Here is a 17,298-nt window from a genome sequence, read left to right as displayed (position 1 = left end):
TCCGTCATTAGCAAAACTATAGAATGTAGATAGATCTAATCGTCGTAATACTTCTTATTTAGGGAGATTAAAGATATAGAAATATGGGGAGATAATTAATCACCAATCTCTACATACTCAACCAGTAAATAATGCCTACTCCCAAATCCAAACCTTAACTGCTGGAATAGTCACTCCTCATGCTTTTTCCGATTTAGCGATCGCTCTAGAGCGACTTTTGCTATCTCCCTAATTTAAATTACTTTAATCTTCTCCCGCATGATAAGAACTTCTCACCAATGGTGCAGAACGAACATGAGAAAACCCCAGATCTTGTGCTATTTTACCTAAACGGGTAAACTCATCAGGAGTCCAATACTTAGCTACAGGAAGATGAGCCAAAGAAGGACGCATATATTGACCGAGAGTAAGGCGATCGCATTTAATCTGCCGTAAATCCTTTAAAGTCTGAATTACCTCGGCTTCTGTCTCTCCTAACCCCAACATCAAACCCGATTTAGTGGGGATACTAGAATCTATCTCTTTAACGCAGCGTAGAACATTGAGGGAGCGATCGTATTTTGCACCTCTTCTCACAGGATCTTGTAAGCGAGCAACAGTTTCTAAATTATGATTGTAGCAAGCAGGTTTTGCTGTTACGACCGTTGCTACTCTCTGCGACTGGTTAGTAACGGCTGATTTACCACTCCAAAAATCGGGGGTTAATACTTCAATCTGAGTCTGGGGATTTTCCTGACGTATAGCTGTCATCACCCTAACAAACCAAGCTGCACCTCCATCATCTAGATCGTCTCTAGCGACCGAGGTTAACACCACATAGCGCAAGCCTAATAGCTGAACCGCATCGGCTACCTTTTGTGGCTCATCAGGATCGAGAATCATTGGTGCATGACCCTTTTCTACCTGACAAAAAGCACAGGCGCGAGTACAGGTCTGACCCATTAATAAAAAAGTTGCGGTACCATTGCTGTAGCATTCTCCCCGATTAGGGCATCTGCCTTCTTCGCAGATCGTATGAATATTTCTCTGCTTAATAATTTGCTGTACAGTAGACAGTTGACTTGCCTTACCGATGGGTCGTTTTAACCAAGAAGGTAAAGAAGTTGCTTCTCTACGCCAATGGTTTTGGGTTGAATAATGTGCAGAGTGATTCATAATTTCGTGACGATTGGCAATATTACTGCAATATAGATCAAATAGATCAAGTTAATTGTAAATTAGTTACTTTTAAAGCTATTAGTTGTTAATTTTCAGCTTTGACAAAAAACATCACCAGAGCCTGATTGAGCTACGTCATACATAAATTAAATTAAAGAAAGCATTTAATTAAAGCGCTTTTTGCTGTGGGGATCTACATTAGGCATAGATTACAAAAATAATTATTTATTAGCTGTTTTTTCCTGTTATTTTAGTAATTCAAAAGGGAACTCTAAACTTGTAACCCAAAACTAACTGTCAAAACCAGTCTAGTCGATATCAGGCCTCAAGAGTTAGTCGCTTAGGAGTAAATCGTGTCAACCCACAAAATTCTAGTAATTGATGACAGTAAGGTCATTAGAATGCGAGTCAAAGATATGTTGCCAGAAGGTAACTTTGACATTATTGAAGCAAAAGATGGTCTTGAGGGATTCAATTTAATTAGAACAGAGAATCCCAATTTAATTATGCTAGACTTTTTGTTACCCAAAATGAGTGGGTGGGAAGTATATCAAGAGATCCAGAAGCAATCACAATATCGCTCAATTCCCTTGGTTTTGATGTCTGGTCGCAAAGAAGAAGTCACCGATAAAATTACCGAACCTTTTGAATATTTTTCCTTTGTCGAGAAACCTTTTGATAAAGAACAACTCATTAATGCGATTCGCGATGCGATGATGAAGGCCAAAAAACAGCCTCAATCACTCACCACAGCTTCGCCTCAAGCATCAGTTGGAGCTACTGCTGATATTTCTGCTCTCAATGCTGAAATTGAACGATTAAAGTCCAAAGTTTATCGTCTAGAACAAGAGTCAGAGCAGATTAAGAAACAGTTTAATCAACTTGTTACCTTTATCAAGCAAAAAATAAGATGATTTTGTCTGCGATAATCCAACCAATAAATTTTTGCTTAATTTTACAAATAATTATTAGACGGCTATTTTCACCTGCTAAAGTTGTGGATAGCAACTACTTTTTTTTGCTATTGCGATCAATTAATTAAGCTTAATAGACATGGATAATCAAGCTATCTTTGTATTTAAAATACTGCTACTTTCTCTTGGATTATCTTTGTTAGTTAAGTATGGGGGCAGATATCTAGAGCTTCAGCCCACCACAATTACTGTTTTAACTATTGTCTTAATGCCATCTCTGGCGATTGGGTTGATTTTGGGTTGGCGCTACTGGCAGGTCTAGTTGCGCTCTAGATTTGAACAAATAAGCAGACAACAATAAGCTGGCAACCAGATCATTTCAGGTTAATCTATAGACCAACTTTATGTCCGCTATTTTGAACCAGAGGAGTTAAAAAAGTGAATTTTGGTACTTGGATTGGTCTAGTTGTCTTTTTTATCTCCTTATATATATTGTGGCAAATCAAACAGCTACTGTTATTGCTGTTTACGGCGATTGTCTTAGCAACCTCCTTAAACATCTTAGTTAAAACTTTTCAACGACGAGGCATCAAACGAGTAAACGCTGTTTTTTTGTCAATGTTGTTACTCATCCTGGTAACCATAAGCTGTGTTTGGATTGTCATTCCACCATTTATTGACCAGTTTCAAGATTTAGCCAAACTAGTTCCTCAAGGGATCGAAAAATTAAACATCTGGATTGATTTGCTTTCAGAGCGTCTCGATCCTCGCATAATTACGCTCTTGCCAGACACCGAAGAATTAAATCAGCAACTGCAACCTTTAATCAAGCAATTTTTAGGTAGCGGTTTAACTGTTTTCTACAATTCGCTGGGAGTTTTGCTGGGTATTTTGCTACTGTTGGCGATCACTTTAATGTTACTTGCCGATCCTGTTACTTATCGACAGGGTTTTAAGCGTTTATTTCCTGCTTTTTATCGTCGCCGAGTTGAAGAGATTTTGGATTTATGTGCCAAGGGTTTAGAAGGGTGGCTAGTAGGAATCTTGTTTAACATGGTGGTGATTGCTCTTTTAAGCTTTATGGTCCTTTTGCTACTAGGTATTCCCCTCGCTCTATCCCAAGCAATGCTCGCGGGAGTAATGACCTTTATTCCTAATCTAGGCCCAACTTTAAGTGTAATTTCGCCCATGGCGATCGCTCTGATTGAAGCTCCCTGGAAATCCTTAACTGTACTAGTTTTATATATAATTATTCAACAGATTGAAAGTAATGTTTTGACTCCGATTGTGATGGCGCAACAGGTTGCTTTACTTCCTGCTGTCACCTTGCTATCTCAAATATTTTTTGCCACTTTCTTTGGTTTCCTCGGTCTGTTTCTTTCTCTACCTTTAACGGTAGTGGCTCAGATTTGGTTTAAAGAAGTAATTATTAAAGATGTTTTAGATCAATGGAATTCTTCTTTGATCGGCAAACCACACTTGGAAAAAAAGGTAGTGATTAAAGAAGCAGCTAGATTAGAAGAAGAATAGCGAAGTGTATCCTTTAGGATAAAAGTCCATTCATTGTCTCGATTACCTGCATATAGCCCAGTAATCAGTCATCGGTATTTAATATATGCGCACGATCGCTGAAATTAATCAAAAAATTAGTCATGGTCAGGCCGTTGTCTGGACAGTAGCAGAAGTTAAAGCAAAAGTCTCTCAACTTGGCATCAGCAAAATCTTTGAACAGGTTGATGTGGTGACGACAGGAACATTTGAGCCAATGGAGTCCACAGGAGCAATTATCAACCTGGGGCATACCGATCCGCCAATCAAAATTCGTCAATGCTGGCTGGATGGGATTGCTGCCTATGCTGCTTTTGGGGCAGTAGATCTCTATTTGGGAGCAACCGCCACGGCGGACTATAATCTGCAAGAAAGCGATCCTAATTTGCGAGAGGGGATCGGTGGCGAGAAAGGTGGCGGTCATGTGATCGAAGACTTAATTGCAGGCAGAGCAGTGCAGCTTAAAGCAATTGGGCAAAAAACCGATTGTTATCCCAGGGCAATGTGGGAAAATGCCATCACGAAGGATAATATTAATCAATTTTATTTATTTAACCCGCGCAATCTTTATCAAAACTTTATTGTGGGCGTAAATGGCGGCGATCGCACTTTATACACTTATTTAGGAGCATTGCAGCCGAGATTAGGCAATGCCGTCTACTCAAATCCTGGAGCAATTTCTCCCCTGCTTAACGATCCAGACTTAACTTCTGTGGGCATTGGCAGCAAAATATTTTTGGGTGGCGGAATCGGTTATATTGCTTGGGAAGGGACACAACATTTTCCTCTGCAAAAACGCTTACCCAATCGTACTCCCATTGGGCCGGCTGCCACGGTTGCTCTCATTGGTGATGCTAAACAAATGAGTGCTGACTGGGTGAGGGGTTGCTATTTCAAGAATTATGGTCCTTCAATCATGCTGGGAGTAGGAGTCGCCTTACCTGTTACTAGTGAAAAAGTAATTTACAACTGCTCTGTAGTAGACCGAGACATTGTTGCTCCTGTCATTGATTTTTCAATTCCTCGCCGAGTCCGCCCCACCTTCGGTCTTGTGAGCTATGAACAGCTTCAAAAAGGACATATGACCATCGATGGAAGATCGGTTAAGGTTGCGCCTCTAGCCAGTAAATATCTTTCTTTAAAGGTGGCACAAGAATTAAAGGAATGGATCGAGGCAGGTAAATTTACTTTAACCGAACCAGTTGCACCTCTACCGAGCGATCGCGCTTTTATGCCTCAAGACAGCAGCAAATCGATTATTTCTTTGGAATAATTATCAGGCGATTTAAACCAATGATAGTTCAATAATTTCCCCAGACTGAGGATCAATTGCTTTGGTCGAAAGGTTATTTTGCTCTAATAGGCGGTTGAACTCATCTACTGAACCCTCTGCTTTTAGAATCGAGGTAATCACCCCTTTAAAATCAATGTCTCCTCCCGCCGCCGTAGCTAATATTACCTGCGGATTTAACTGCTTGCATACCTGTAGGGCTGTTTGCTGTCCTCTTATTACTGCCCCCAGTAAAGGCAACTTAAGATTGATAATCGGCGTGATGATCACATCAATTGGCGCACTTTCCTGTAGGGAGTCAGAATGATATCCGTGAGGTTCGTAGTAGATGTTTTTGCCAGACTCTAACCCTGTAATGATGTAGCCATTTTCGACTAGAGTAGGACCTACTGGCGAACCTGGAACAGCCTTAATTTTCACCTGTCCTAATTGATAAGTTTTTTGATGCTCCAGGGCAGTTATGTTTGTATACCCTAGTTCTTTGACTACTTTGGCAGCATTGGGGGATGCTACCACGGGAATACTCTTGTCTAGCTTCTTCAAAGTGGGAGGATGAGCGTGATCTTCCAACCCTTGGGACAGCAGAATCAAATCAATATTTTCAGGGATGGGGTGGGAATTATTTTTGCTCCCTTCAAAAAGCCAAGCCTGATTGCCAAAGGTTAACTTGCCGATTAACCAAGGATCGAGCAGGATTCTCATGCGATCTATTTCTATCAGCCAAGAATTGCTATCAAAATAAGTAAGATTCATAATGATTGTTTACTATACACCTTACCTACATTGTAAATATTTGTTAAATAATTAGCTCGACTTATAATTTTAAAATTTGCCGATCATTAGCAATAGACAAGTCTAAACTAGTAGTCTGTCAAATATTAATTGATGGGTTGAGGTTAGGTAGTCGGTAGTCCTAAAGGACAAAGGCACTTTGCCGCATGTAGCTTCGCAAATAGGTAGTAAGTAATAGGTAGTAGGTAGTAGGTAGTAGGTAGTGGGTAAAAAACTTATTACTTATTACTTATTACTTATTACTTATTACTCATTACTCATTACTCCAAGCTTGCTCACCCATTATTAATTAATTGACAAAGCTCTAGACATGGTTTTTATTTTTTGCCCTTTTTTCCATAATTGCGATCGTAATTATGGCAATAATAGTCACAGGAATAACTCCCAGCATCATAATCTTGACATACACAGGCAAAATAGGATGGGGAGGATTTGTAGAATTCAAGATTAGGTAGGCAGTATAAGCTACATAGTAAAATATAAACAATACTCCTTCCCAGCGTTCAATCCGTTTTCCCGAATAGAAAATAGGTAAACAGGAAAATGCTACGGCAATCATCACTGGCAGATCAAAGCTAATTACGCTAGGACTGACGTTAATGCCATTGGGAGCAACTATTCCTGATACACCCAGCACCGCTAAGATATTAAAAATATTACTCCCTAAAACATTACCCACGGCGATATCTGTTTCGCCACGAAAGCTAGCGATTACTGAAGTAAATAATTCTGGCAGTGATGTACCCACAGCGACAATGGTTAAGCCAACTATGAGTTTACTCACCTGAAAATATTCGGCAATGGTGATCGCTGATGCTACTAGCCAACGAGAACCTAAGACTAGTAAAATTAACCCCCCAATAATATATGCCGTATTTTTAACCCAAGCTATTGGCGTAATTGGCTCGGATAAACTGTATTCCTCTGTAAACTCATCTTGTTCTACACTTTGTTTACTACTTTGATAGATTAAAGAGAGAGTATATGTAAGTACACCAATAAATAAAATAATACTGTCTACTTTGCTGAGTTGACCATCAAGGGAAAACATTAACAGCAGAAATGATACGCCGATCATAATCGGTACATCGGAACGAATCATTTGCTTAGTAACTGCTAATGGCGCGATTAACGCAGATAAACCAAGTATCAGTAAAACATTACAAATATTACTACCTACTACATTGCCGATCGCAATATCAGCTCCTTGTGCCGATAACGCTGACATAACACTGACGGACATTTCTGGCGCACTAGTGCCGTAAGCTACTACAGTCAAGCCAATAATTAGAGGAGGTATCCGCAGCATTGCCGCCAGTCTAGAAGAGCCTTTAACCAGGAACTCTGCCCCGATTACCAGTAGCACTAATCCTGCAACTAGAATTAAGAAAGTGATAGGACTCATAAAAAATCTATAAATGAAATGTCTATTCTATGTGTTGATAAGATTAGACCCAATTTTAATAATTAATTACAATTAACTCATAATTTGTAACGACAAACAAATAAGTTAAGTAATGTAAATTAAAAATTAAAGCAAGTAGGCAGACATACTTATTAATTAATTATATCCAACTAACTTTTTCCTGATTCAATTTCGACAATTTTTTCTTGAGCTGAATTACGTTCCCTTTCTAAAGTTTCTAAGACAAATTCAGGCAACTGTTTTGATTTAGCTAAGGCTAGGTCAAAATTAGCGATCGCTTCTGTGAGGATTGTGACACTGTTTTGCTGCTTGCCGAGCTGTCTTAAAATTTGCCCTTTAAGATAGTAGTGTTCTGGGTTTTCTGGAGCAGTTTTTAAAGCTAGGTCGGCATATTTCAGCGCCTTGTTATAGTCATTGAGATCGCGATAGGCTACAGCTAATCCTCTTTCGACTAAATAATTTGGTGCAGCATGGGCTTTAAAACGAGCGATCGCCTGTTCGGGACTAGAAAATGGTAAATTAACCGCCAATAATAAATCCATATAGCCCTTAATTAAGTTTAATTCAGGATCGTTAGGATCGGCATCTTCTGCTCGATCTAAATACTTAAATACCTGCTGTAGTTTATTAATTGCTGGCAGCGCGCCTTGCTTTTCGTAGATATAAGCTCCAGCTAAGAAATGACCTACTCCTAAGTAAAGATTGCCCCTAACAGGATCGGTTTTACTTAGCAATTGAGCAGAGGATAGGGTTTCATCAGCGTACTGTTTGACTTTTTGCCAGTCTTTTTCGGTATAGGCTAAAGAAGCTAGTAGCGCATGAGCTAAAGGTTCATTTGGTTCTTTAACCTCTGCCTGGTTCAATTCCTGCTTAACAGTTTGATAATTGCCTTCAATAAAAATAGTTTTAAAAGCTTTTTCGGTATGTTCACCAATATCGCGAGCATTTTTTACTCTAAACGGGTCTTTTGCCCAAGCAGAACTGGTATTGAAATTTAGCGATAATATAACTGTTAATGGTACAGTCAAGAGTATTCGTTGATAATATTTTTTTAGACTGAAGAAATATTCTTTTTTGTTCATAATATAGCGAATAAAATTTATCTATTTTGTCTGTAATTTTTTATAGTTGTAGACGTAAACAATAATACTTTAGTTCCAAAAGAAAGCAGATAATATAATTAATAATTCCCCAGAAAAATCAAAAAGCAAACTAATTTTAGTGCGTATAATCAAAAGGAAACTTCAATTTATGAGCTTATGCTGCGTCTACAAAATTTAATTTATCATCCGACCGCAACTCCCCAACCGATTCTAAAGGATATTAACCTAGAGTTACCAGCCCAGCATTTAGGATTAATAGTCGGGGCAAGTGGTTCAGGCAAAACCACACTCTTGGAAATCTTAGCGGGATTAGCCGAACCGACTCAAGGTAAAATCTCTTGGCGCACAAAACAATTAACCGATTTAGAATTACAGCAGCTAGCAGGGTTAGTCTTTCAGTTTCCCGAACGGCATTTTTGTGGCGGAACAATCTTAGAAGAATTGCGCTTAGGTCATCCCGAATTAGACTTGAAAAGAGTCAGAGATGCTTTAAGCGAGGTAGGATTAGAGCAGATATCTCTCCAGGTATCACCTCACGCTCTCAGTGGGGGACAACAACGTCGTTTAGCCTTGGCGGTACAGCTAATTCGCCAGCCTAATATCCTGATGCTGGATGAACCAACGGCGGGGTTAGATTGGTCAATGCGAATTCAGCTAGCCAAACTGTTAGCCAAATTAAAGCAGCATTGGACGCTACTGGTGGTAACTCACGATCCAGTCGAACTAATTAATATAGCCGATCGCTGTTGGACGATCAATCATGGCGTTTTACAACCGATGGAGTCAACTGCCTTGAATCGATAATTTTTATAAGCCTATGAGTAAAATTGAAACCAACGTACTGCCCCCAATGAATCAGATTTGGTCACAAACTCTAAATTGGCAGCCAAGCGATGCTCAAGAGCAACTATTTCAACAAATTTATCAAGAAGTTTTAGAGGGAAATCGCCAGCAAAATTTAACTCGGATTACTTCACCAGAAGACTTTTGGGAGAAGCACCTCTGGGATTCTTTATCGGGAATAATTGCCCTGGAGGAGATCTTAGCCCATCAATTGCAGATTATTGATGTGGGTACTGGGGCAGGTTTTCCAGGTATTCCTTTAGCGATCGCTTTTCCTCATTGGCGCATTACACTCTTAGATTCAACCCGCAAGAAAATTACTTTTGTCAACGATCTAATTGCCAAACTACAGCTTAATAATGCGACAGGGATAGTAGCCAGGGCAGAAGAATTAGGGAGAATTCCAGGCGATCGCGCTAGCTATGATCTAGCATTAGTAAGAGCAGTGAGTAAACCGTCTGTCTGTGCTGAATATAGTCTTCCTTTTGTGAAAAAAGGCGGATTAGCCATTCTTTATCGCGGGCATTGGAGTGATGAAGATACAGCAGGTTTAGCAGCAGCAGCAACACAATTAGGCGGCAAGATTGAACTAATCCATCGTTGGGAAACTCCCTTAAGCAAAGGAATTCGTCACTGTATTTATCTCCGCAAGGATTCCACCACTGCTAAAAAATTTCCTCGCGCTGTGGGTATTCCTGAAAAGCAACCACTTTGAGCAGTAAAACTGTATGAATAAATGGGATTTTGAATCTTCACCAGAATTGGCATTAGACGATTACGATTACCCTAAAGAACTCCTAAAAGATGAGGATATTGCTTCGCGAAGCGCATCTGTGTATCCTACGGATCGCGAAGTAACCTTAGAATCAACTCATTTACAATCTAAGCGGATTGCTTTATTGGTCACGGGTAGTATTGCTGCTATGAAAGCTCCTCTAATTGCCCGTACTCTTCGTCGTCAGGGTGCAGAGGTAGTGGCGTTTGTTTCTCCTGAAGCGTTGAGATATACGACTGTTGATGCTCTGGAGTGGAGTACTACTAATCCTGTAATTACTAAGCTCACGGCTAATGCCGAACATTTGAGCGATGATTATCCCTTTGCTGCTTATGTAGTTGCTCCTGCTACCTATAACACGATTAACAAAATGGCTTTGGGCATTGCCGATGGGATCATCACTTCTAGTTTAGGTTCAGCGATTGGCAGAATGGAGCGGGGTAAAACCCAGATTCTAATTGCGCCAACGATGCATGGTAGTTTGCATAATTCAATTCTGACGGAATCTCTACGTAAGTTAGATCGCTTGGGAATTAAAATTATTCCTCCTAAAGTTGCTAATGGTAAAAATAATTTACCTGAAGAAAAGGCGATCGCTTTTGCTGTCTGTCGCGCGGTTAGCCAATCTTCTCTCAAGGATCTGCCAATTTTAGTTACAGGAGGGCCTACCCCTGTGCCGATCGATCATATCCGGCGTCTTACCAATCGTTTTACAGGCAGATTAGGCGCTTGTATCGCTGAAGAATTATATCTGCGGGGAGCAAAAGTAAAATTAATTCATGGACAGGGTAGTTTTTCGCCTCCTGAGTATCTCCCTCACAAAATAGTTACTACCTACGACGAGTATCTAGCTGAAGTAATGACAGAGTTACAAAACAATTATCGTTACGGCATTTTTTCCGCTGCGGTAGCCGACTATCAACCTGCTCAAGTCTTCCCTGGTAAAATTCCTAGTGGCGAACTATCCAAAATTGATTTAATCCCAACCACCAAAGTAATTAGTGGGGTGAGAGCTAAGTTTCCTAGTTTAGGCATGATTACTTTTAAGTATCAAGAAAATATCTCTCATGAAGAGTTGATTGATATTGCTAAAAGCCGATTGCAAGAGGGTTATCAAATGGTGGTAGCCAATCGAGGCGAAGAACACCAAGCTACAGGCGCACAGGTAGCTTATCTAGTCACCAAAGACGAAGCACCACAAAAAGTAGTAGGTAAACCAGAAATCGCTAAAGCGATCGCCAATTATCTAGAAGTAACTTGCGATCAACATAAGACATAATTCTACAGCTTGCTTTGAAATTGACTGCGGGGTGCTGGTGCGCCTCTTAACAACCCTTCCGTACTTAAATCTTCGTCGATTTCTGACCAATGAATACCATAACCGCCTCCACAAATTGACCATTTTTCTCTTTGTTCAGGAGAAGCTGCTAATAGCCTGGGATACCAAACTAAGGGAACAGTAATAGTTCTACCATCCATAATTTCGACACTAATAGTATCTTCTGTAAAATAGACGTTTTGGACTCTTTCATCTGCTTTAATTTCCAAAATATCCATACCAAGCCTCTATAAATTTCGTTTGATTTTCTGTTACTAGTAATTCTAACTTTCTTAGCTCCTTCCCTCTAAATCCATGATTTTTAGCTAACACTATAGGCTCTAGCCAAAATTTCACCGACAGATTATCTCTATCTATATGAATATGAGGTGGTTCGTTTGGCTCATGGCTATAAAAGTAAAAACGATATGCACCTATTCTTAAAACAGTAGGCATCTCAATTATTTTAGAGTTATTCAATAATATAGGCGATTACGCTTCGCTTCGCGTTTGGCCCCTACAATTAATCTGTCTCAACTAAAAACTGAAACGATATTACTGCATCTTGATCGAGATTATTTGGGCATTCTAGGGTTATTGTTCAACCAGAATAAATATGCGATTATTATCAAGATTACTCGGACTAGGGTTATTACTACTAGGAATTTATTTTCTCGGAAAAAATATTTACTTCACCAATAATCTCTCTCCCTATTGGTGGAGAGGAGTGGCAGCAGATACTTCCATCCTATTTTTAACTATCGGTGTGCTGATGTTTTTTATTTTGCCACGAAGCAACAAAGAATTTGCTGTGATTGCGATCGCTATTGGCATTATCGCAGTTTTTCTTAGTAGTCGAGCCATTTTACAGCCTACAAGTCTTTGGCAGTTTGTGATTTCCCTGGCTAGCTTTACAGGAGGATATCAATTATTTACTACAGGCAGACTAAATCTTTAAAAAGTCAGGATTAGATATTTTTAGCTCCAAAGGCTCATAGCTGAAAACTGGCATTGTACAATAAATAAATAATTGATTAAAAACTAGGACTAGTAAGAGTTTTCAATCTAAAAGTACATACTTGAAGTGTTTTAGGTAATATTTACGGCTGCTAATCACCTTACTGATTCTTCAAGTCTAGACAGATATTTATGAGCCAAAAGCTAGTATTAATTGGTGGCGGTCATTCTCATGCGATCGCCTTAAAAAAATGGGGTTTAAATCCTCTCCCAGATGTTGATTTAACTTTAATTAGTGATGTCGAACAAACGCCTTATTCGGGGATGCTACCAGGCCATGTGGCGGGGTTATATAACTACGATGAAACGCATATCGACTTATGTAGTTTAGCTCAGTTTGCGGGGGCGCAATTCATTGGCGATCGCGCTATTGGCATTGATACAGAGCATAACAAGGTAATTTGTGTATCTGGGCAGTTCAAGTTTGATTATTTATCTGTAGATATAGGCAGCACGCCCCAAACCCTGACTGTTCCTGGTGCTAAAGAATATGTTATCCCCGCTAAACCCGTGCCAGATTTTCTTGAGGCTTGGTACCGGTTAAAGCAGTTAGCAGCATCTAATCCAGAACAACCTCTATCAATTGCGATCGTTGGTGGAGGCGCGGGAGGGGTGGAGTTGGCGTTGAATATGCAAAGTTGTTTACAAGAGATTTTCAAAGGTAAGCATACTCTAGAAATTCATTTAATCCATCGCGGTAAGCAGTTATTATCAGGACACAATAACTGGGTAAGCAATAAGCTCACCAAAATTATTCAGCAACGGGGTATCAAGCTATATCTACAAGAGGATGTTAGAGAAGTTTTAGCAGATCGGCTTATCTGTCAGTCAGGATTGGAGATTGAAGCCAGTCGGATCTTTTGGGTAACTCAAGCTACTGCACCAAAGTGGATTAAAGAGTCTGGGTTAAAAACCGATGATCGGGGTTTTATTTTAGTGACGGATACTCTTCAGTCGATTTCTCATCCTCACATATTTGCTGCGGGAGATATAGCCACCATGGTTAATTATCCACGTCCCAAAGCAGGAGTGTTTGCAGTGCGTCAAGGACAACCCTTGTTTAATAACTGGCAGAATATTTTGACTCAACAACCGCTACAGAGTTATATACCCCAGGATAAATATCTAGCTTTGATTGGTACAGGAGATTTTAAGGCGATCGCCTCTTGGGATTCTTTAGGCTGGCATTCTACTCTTTTCTGGTGGCTGAAAGATTACATTGACCGCAAGTTTATGAACCAGTTTGTCAATCTGTAGGGGCGAATCGCACCTACTTCAAACATACAACGACTGTATCCACTGCCATTGTTGGGTTAACCCTTCCAAGAGAGAAACCTGGGGGACATAACCTAACATTTTCTGTGCCTTGGTAATATCAGCACTAGTATGACGGGCATCACCTACAGCATTCTCTAAATAATTGCGCTTGATGGGTAATCCCATCACTTGTTCCATTAGGTCTAATAGCTCAATTAAGGTTACCCGACTTCCGCCACCAATATTAAACACTTCGCCGATCGCTGCTGGTGTTTTTCCCGCAGCTAAGTTAGCAGCTACGATATCCCTCACGAATGTATAGTCTCTAGTCTGCTTGCCATCACCGAAAATACTAATCGCTTCACCCCCAATTGCTGCTTTAAAAAACTTGTGAAAAGCCATGTCGGGCCTTTGTCTTGGTCCATAGACAGTAAAGTAGCGTAAAGCAGTCACGGGAACATCAAAGTTTTGCTGATATAGCCAACACAAACGCTCCCCTGCAAGTTTAGTGATGCCGTAGGGAGAAACTGGTACAGGACAAAGGGTTTCTGGGGTAGGCATTGTCACTGCATTCCCATAAATTGATGAACTAGAAGCATAAACAATTCTGGTTAAAGATGTTGTCTGTTTGGCTGCTTCCAAAATTACCTGAGTAGCATTAATATTTCTTTCGGTATAATTCCTAAATCCTCCGCCCCAGCTAGCTCTAACTCCTGCTTGGGCTGCCTGATGATAGACAACATCAACCGCTGCTAATAACTCTCGCCAGTCTAATTCTTGAATATCTGCTTTGATGAATTTGAAGTTGGCATACTGCTTGAGAATAACCAAGTTGCTGTGTTTAAGGTGGGGATCATAATAATCGTTGAGTTGATCCACACCAATAACTTCCGTTCCTTGCTGCAAAAGAGCTTCAGCTAGATGAGAACCAATAAATCCTGCAACACCAGTAACAATATGGGTATTCATAAAGATTTGCGAATAATTATGTACGAGATCGGTTAGATCTTTAACAGAATAACTGGACTTAGAGATTTTGCAGCATAGTTTAATTTAAGTTACGAGATTCAAATTGGCGATGGTTGCTTAGATTAAAGAATATAGACTAGATTAAAAATCAAATAAAAATCAAATTAGTGGAATTTAAATCTAATCTTTAGCACCACAGAATTGAGATAATCAGCGATAATTATAGAGCCTTGCCGATCTATTCTGCCTAAGACAAATATTTAAAAACATTTATTGCCAATATGGATATTACTAGCGACCTGCACGTTATTGAAACTAGACCTTTGTTAAGTCCTGCATTTATTAAAAGCGAGTTACCGATCGCCTCAAAAGTTGCTCAACTTGTAGCTCAAACTCGGGATCGCATTCGCAATATTCTTGAAGGTAGGGACAAAAGAGTGCTGGTAGTGGTTGGTCCTTGTTCAATTCATGACGTAGCAGCAGCCCAAGAGTATGGAGAAAAGTTAGCTAAGTTGCGATCGCAGTTTCAAGATCAGCTAGAAATTGTCATGCGCGTATACTTTGAAAAGCCTCGTACTACCATCGGCTGGAAAGGTCTGATTAACGACCCCCATCTAGATAATAGCTACGATATTAACAATGGCTTGAGAACCGCCAGAAAGCTTCTTTTAGACCTCGCTCACATCGGTTTACCCGCAGCAACAGAATTACTCGACCCAATTACTCCTCAATATATTGCCGATCTCATCTGCTGGACAGCCATTGGTGCTAGAACTACGGAAAGTCAAATTCATCGTCAAATGGCTTCTGGTTTATCAATGCCCGTAGGTTATAAAAATGGGACTGACGGCAGCTTCAACGCAGCGATTAACGCCATGCTCACCGCCAAGATTTCCCACCATTTTTTAGGTATTAATCAAGATGGATTAGCCAGTATTGTCACAACTACTGGCAACCCTGATGGACATCTAGTTCTTCGAGGTGGTGCAGCTAAACCAAACTACGAAGCTGGTGATGTTGCAGCAGCAGTCACGGCTTTGAAAAAAAAGGCAATGAACTACTGCCTAATGATTGATTGTAGTCATGGTAATAGTTGCAAAGACTACCTCAAGCAAGTCACGGTTTTAAACAGTATTAACCAACAAATTGAAGCTGGTTCAGCGCACATTGTCGGGGTCATGATTGAAAGTCATTTAATTGAGGGAAATCAATCTATTCCCAAAAATGGCAAGCCTGCTATATATGGTCAGAGTATCACTGATGCTTGCGTTAACTGGGATACAACTAAAACTATGCTGCATGATTTGGCAAATGCTGTCGCAAAAGGCAGGGCAGAAATTAAGCATAGCGTAGCTTCGATCGCAAAAGCATAAAACGGGTTTTACTGCGCTGTTCAAATGAAATGAAATTATCAAAAAGCTGAAAGCTGAAAGCTGACTATTGAAAACGGCTGCAAGTTGTTGCTTAGGAGTTACTGTTACTTATTAAAAACTACTGTATGACCTCAGCAGAATTAATCAAATCAGGACAGGAAAGATTAATTGAAAGCGCCACTCAAGCGATAAACAGTGCCTATGCGCCTTATTCTCAGTTTAAAGTAGGTGCAGCAGTGTTAACCTCCACAGGGGAAATCTTTGCTGGTTGTAACGTAGAAAATGCTTCCTATGGTTTGAGTATGTGCGCTGAAAGAAATGCGATCGCCAACGCCATAATCGGTAGCGCTCAGGATACAATAACTATAAAAGCGATCGCCGTAGCCAATAGCCATAATGTTTCTTGTTCCCCTTGTGGTGCTTGTCGCCAAGTTATCTGGGAATTTGGACAAAATGCTCAAGTTATTTTTCGAGGAAATCAGGGATGGCAAACCTCAACTATTAAAGATTTGTTGCCAGAGGGATTCTCTTTGTAAATACGGTTTCTTAAACCAATCTTGTAGTTATATTCTAAAAAAGCTCAACCCACAACTCAAATCTTTCCATGAAGTCATATCTCGCCGCTGCTGTGCAAATGACCAGCAAACCCGCCCTCACGCAAAACTTGGTCGAAGCAGAAGAATTAATCGAATTAGCCGTACGCCGAGGAGCAGAATTAGTTAGTTTACCCGAGAATTTTGCTTTTTTGGGCAAGGAAATGGACAAAGTTGCCCAAGCTAAGGAAATTGCCGATAAAACCGAGCATTTTCTCAAAAAAATGGCGCAGAGATTTCAAATTACAATTTTGGGTGGTGGCTTTCCCGTACCTGTAGGCGACAATCCAGAGAAAGCTTACAATACAGCATCTTTAGTTACTCCCGATGGTCAACAGGTAGCTCGCTATCAAAAAGTCCATCTCTTCGACGTTAATGTTCCTGACGGCAATACTTATCAAGAATCTAGTACTGTGATGGCGGGAACTGTCATCCCCAGTATTTATGAATCAGAACATTTAGGTAAATTAGGCTTATCCATCTGTTACGATGTACGCTTCCCAGAATTTTATCGCTATCTTTCTCGTCAGGGTGCAGATATTTTGTTTATTCCTGCTGCCTTTACTGCCTTTACAGGTAAAGATCATTGGCAAGTATTATTACAGGCAAGAGCGATCGAAAACACCTGCTATGTAATTGCTCCTGCTCAAACTGGCAACCACTATGAACGTCGCTATACCCACGGACACGCTATGATTATCGATCCTTGGGGGGTAATTCTTGCTGATGCAGGAAACGCGCCTGGAGTAGCCGTGGCAGAAATTAATCCCCAACGTTTACAGCAGGTGCGCCAACAGATGCCATCATTACAGCATCGAGTCTTTGTTTAGCTGGCGTTTAGAAAACAATTTTACCAATAGCACTCTCAAGACTGTATTCTCTGCTGATGACTATGATCAAATTGAGCTAACCTGATTACAT

19 protein-coding genes are annotated in these 17,298 nt (G+C 40.2%); 12 read left to right on the top strand and 7 right to left on the bottom strand.

The window, feature by feature from the left end; genetic code table 11:
- Positions 1-243 precede the first annotated feature (243 nt).
- Positions 244-1,155 (bottom strand): lipoyl synthase, encoded by a 912-nt coding sequence (lipA, locus tag C7B62_RS03955; protein WP_106233319.1) that lies wholly within the window; start codon positions 1,153-1,155, stop codon positions 244-246.
- A gap of 356 nt (positions 1,156-1,511) precedes the next feature.
- Here lipA and C7B62_RS03950 point away from each other — a divergent pair, with 356 nt between their 5' ends.
- The 4 genes from C7B62_RS03950 to C7B62_RS03935 all read left to right on the top strand — a co-directional run bounded on the left by C7B62_RS03950 (position 1,512) and on the right by C7B62_RS03935 (position 4,893).
- Positions 1,512-2,072, top strand: a complete 561-nt coding sequence (locus C7B62_RS03950) for a response regulator (RefSeq protein WP_106233318.1) — start codon at positions 1,512-1,514, stop codon at positions 2,070-2,072.
- A gap of 139 nt (positions 2,073-2,211) precedes the next feature.
- Positions 2,212-2,394: a hypothetical protein gene (locus C7B62_RS03945; protein WP_106233317.1), complete on the top strand. Its 183-nt coding sequence runs from the start codon at positions 2,212-2,214 to the stop codon at positions 2,392-2,394.
- A gap of 116 nt (positions 2,395-2,510) precedes the next feature.
- Positions 2,511-3,602: an AI-2E family transporter gene (locus C7B62_RS03940; protein WP_106233316.1), complete on the top strand. Its 1,092-nt coding sequence runs from the start codon at positions 2,511-2,513 to the stop codon at positions 3,600-3,602.
- An 85-nt stretch (positions 3,603-3,687) separates the two neighbouring features.
- Positions 3,688-4,893: a homocysteine biosynthesis protein gene (locus C7B62_RS03935; RefSeq protein WP_106233315.1), complete on the top strand. Its 1,206-nt coding sequence runs from the start codon at positions 3,688-3,690 to the stop codon at positions 4,891-4,893.
- Between the two features lie 12 nt (positions 4,894-4,905).
- On the opposite strand, the gene C7B62_RS03930 is transcribed toward C7B62_RS03935, so the two are convergent.
- The 3 genes from C7B62_RS03930 to C7B62_RS03920 all read right to left on the bottom strand — a co-directional run bounded on the left by C7B62_RS03930 (position 4,906) and on the right by C7B62_RS03920 (position 8,211).
- On the bottom strand, positions 4,906-5,664 hold the full coding sequence (locus C7B62_RS03930) for an MBL fold metallo-hydrolase (protein WP_106233314.1): 759 nt from the start codon (positions 5,662-5,664) through the stop codon (positions 4,906-4,908).
- Between the two features lie 343 nt (positions 5,665-6,007).
- A complete protein-coding gene (locus C7B62_RS03925; protein WP_106233313.1) occupies positions 6,008-7,108 on the bottom strand; it encodes a calcium/sodium antiporter in 1,101 nt (366 codons plus the stop codon).
- 170 nt (positions 7,109-7,278) lie between these two features.
- The gene (locus C7B62_RS03920; protein ID WP_106233312.1) at positions 7,279-8,211 is read right to left on the bottom strand and encodes a Sll0314/Alr1548 family TPR repeat-containing protein; all 933 of its coding nucleotides are present in this window, start codon (positions 8,209-8,211) and stop codon (positions 7,279-7,281) included.
- 177 nt (positions 8,212-8,388) lie between these two features.
- On the opposite strand from C7B62_RS03920, the gene C7B62_RS03915 reads away from it, so the two are divergent.
- The 3 genes from C7B62_RS03915 to coaBC are packed head-to-tail and all read left to right on the top strand — an operon-like array spanning position 8,389 to position 11,129.
- Positions 8,389-9,036, top strand: coding sequence for an ABC transporter ATP-binding protein (locus C7B62_RS03915; RefSeq protein ID WP_106233311.1), 648 nt, complete (start codon positions 8,389-8,391; stop codon positions 9,034-9,036).
- Between the two features lie 13 nt (positions 9,037-9,049).
- The gene (rsmG, locus tag C7B62_RS03910; RefSeq protein WP_106233310.1) at positions 9,050-9,790 is read left to right on the top strand and encodes a 16S rRNA (guanine(527)-N(7))-methyltransferase RsmG; all 741 of its coding nucleotides are present in this window, start codon (positions 9,050-9,052) and stop codon (positions 9,788-9,790) included.
- Positions 9,791-9,803: 13 nt separating this feature from the next.
- The gene (gene coaBC, locus C7B62_RS03905) at positions 9,804-11,129 is read left to right on the top strand and encodes a bifunctional phosphopantothenoylcysteine decarboxylase/phosphopantothenate--cysteine ligase CoaBC (RefSeq protein WP_106233309.1); all 1,326 of its coding nucleotides are present in this window, start codon (positions 9,804-9,806) and stop codon (positions 11,127-11,129) included.
- A gap of 2 nt (positions 11,130-11,131) precedes the next feature.
- Here the strand turns inward: coaBC and C7B62_RS03900 are convergent, their stop codons facing one another.
- Positions 11,132-11,407 (bottom strand): DUF2442 domain-containing protein, encoded by a 276-nt coding sequence (locus C7B62_RS03900; protein WP_106233308.1) that lies wholly within the window; start codon positions 11,405-11,407, stop codon positions 11,132-11,134.
- On the bottom strand, positions 11,388-11,624 hold the full coding sequence (locus C7B62_RS03895; RefSeq protein WP_106233307.1) for a DUF4160 domain-containing protein: 237 nt from the start codon (positions 11,622-11,624) through the stop codon (positions 11,388-11,390). The genes C7B62_RS03900 and C7B62_RS03895 overlap by 20 nt, the downstream gene beginning before the upstream one ends.
- A 160-nt stretch (positions 11,625-11,784) precedes the next feature.
- Between C7B62_RS03895 and C7B62_RS03890 the strand changes: the two genes are divergently transcribed.
- Both C7B62_RS03890 and C7B62_RS03885 read left to right on the top strand, forming a co-directional pair.
- Complete coding sequence (locus C7B62_RS03890; RefSeq protein WP_106233306.1) at positions 11,785-12,126, top strand: hypothetical protein; 342 nt, start codon at positions 11,785-11,787, stop codon at positions 12,124-12,126.
- 185 nt (positions 12,127-12,311) lie between these two features.
- Complete coding sequence (locus tag C7B62_RS03885) at positions 12,312-13,442, top strand: FAD-dependent oxidoreductase (protein WP_106233305.1); 1,131 nt, start codon at positions 12,312-12,314, stop codon at positions 13,440-13,442.
- Between the two features lie 18 nt (positions 13,443-13,460).
- On the opposite strand, the gene C7B62_RS03880 is transcribed toward C7B62_RS03885, so the two are convergent.
- Positions 13,461-14,411: an NAD-dependent epimerase/dehydratase family protein gene (locus tag C7B62_RS03880; RefSeq protein ID WP_106233304.1), complete on the bottom strand. Its 951-nt coding sequence runs from the start codon at positions 14,409-14,411 to the stop codon at positions 13,461-13,463.
- Between the two features lie 281 nt (positions 14,412-14,692).
- Between C7B62_RS03880 and C7B62_RS03875 the strand changes: the two genes are divergently transcribed.
- From C7B62_RS03875 to C7B62_RS03865, 3 genes are all read left to right on the top strand, one after another.
- Positions 14,693-15,784, top strand: a complete 1,092-nt coding sequence (locus C7B62_RS03875) for a 3-deoxy-7-phosphoheptulonate synthase (protein WP_106233303.1) — start codon at positions 14,693-14,695, stop codon at positions 15,782-15,784.
- Between the two features lie 125 nt (positions 15,785-15,909).
- Positions 15,910-16,320, top strand: a complete 411-nt coding sequence (gene cdd / locus C7B62_RS03870) for a cytidine deaminase (protein ID WP_106233302.1) — start codon at positions 15,910-15,912, stop codon at positions 16,318-16,320.
- Between the two features lie 68 nt (positions 16,321-16,388).
- Entirely contained in the window at positions 16,389-17,207 is an 819-nt protein-coding gene (locus C7B62_RS03865; protein WP_106233301.1) for a carbon-nitrogen hydrolase family protein, read from the top strand.
- The last annotated feature ends 91 nt before the right edge of the window (positions 17,208-17,298 follow it).

It is taken from the genome of Pleurocapsa sp. CCALA 161 (assembly GCF_003003995.1).
Taxonomy (GTDB): domain Bacteria; phylum Cyanobacteriota; class Cyanobacteriia; order Cyanobacteriales; family Xenococcaceae; genus Waterburya.
This window is presented reverse-complemented; position numbering and strand designations above follow the sequence as displayed.

Coding starts and splice junctions, on each gene's coding strand:
- lipA (WP_106233319.1), bottom strand. CDS start 1,155: ATGAATCACTCTGCACATTATTCAACCCAAAACCATTGGCGTAGAGAA.
- C7B62_RS03945 (WP_106233317.1), top strand. CDS start 2,212: ATGGATAATCAAGCTATCTTTGTATTTAAAATACTGCTACTTTCTCTT.
- C7B62_RS03935 (WP_106233315.1), top strand. CDS start 3,688: ATGCGCACGATCGCTGAAATTAATCAAAAAATTAGTCATGGTCAGGCC.
- C7B62_RS03930 (WP_106233314.1), bottom strand. CDS start 5,664: ATGAATCTTACTTATTTTGATAGCAATTCTTGGCTGATAGAAATAGAT.
- C7B62_RS03925 (WP_106233313.1), bottom strand. CDS start 7,108: ATGAGTCCTATCACTTTCTTAATTCTAGTTGCAGGATTAGTGCTACTG.
- C7B62_RS03920 (WP_106233312.1), bottom strand. CDS start 8,211: ATGAACAAAAAAGAATATTTCTTCAGTCTAAAAAAATATTATCAACGA.
- C7B62_RS03915 (WP_106233311.1), top strand. CDS start 8,389: ATGCTGCGTCTACAAAATTTAATTTATCATCCGACCGCAACTCCCCAA.
- rsmG (WP_106233310.1), top strand. CDS start 9,050: ATGAGTAAAATTGAAACCAACGTACTGCCCCCAATGAATCAGATTTGG.
- coaBC (WP_106233309.1), top strand. CDS start 9,804: ATGAATAAATGGGATTTTGAATCTTCACCAGAATTGGCATTAGACGAT.
- C7B62_RS03900 (WP_106233308.1), bottom strand. CDS start 11,407: ATGGATATTTTGGAAATTAAAGCAGATGAAAGAGTCCAAAACGTCTAT.
- C7B62_RS03895 (WP_106233307.1), bottom strand. CDS start 11,624: ATGCCTACTGTTTTAAGAATAGGTGCATATCGTTTTTACTTTTATAGC.
- C7B62_RS03890 (WP_106233306.1), top strand. CDS start 11,785: ATGCGATTATTATCAAGATTACTCGGACTAGGGTTATTACTACTAGGA.
- C7B62_RS03880 (WP_106233304.1), bottom strand. CDS start 14,411: ATGAATACCCATATTGTTACTGGTGTTGCAGGATTTATTGGTTCTCAT.
- C7B62_RS03875 (WP_106233303.1), top strand. CDS start 14,693: ATGGATATTACTAGCGACCTGCACGTTATTGAAACTAGACCTTTGTTA.
- cdd (WP_106233302.1), top strand. CDS start 15,910: ATGACCTCAGCAGAATTAATCAAATCAGGACAGGAAAGATTAATTGAA.
- C7B62_RS03865 (WP_106233301.1), top strand. CDS start 16,389: ATGAAGTCATATCTCGCCGCTGCTGTGCAAATGACCAGCAAACCCGCC.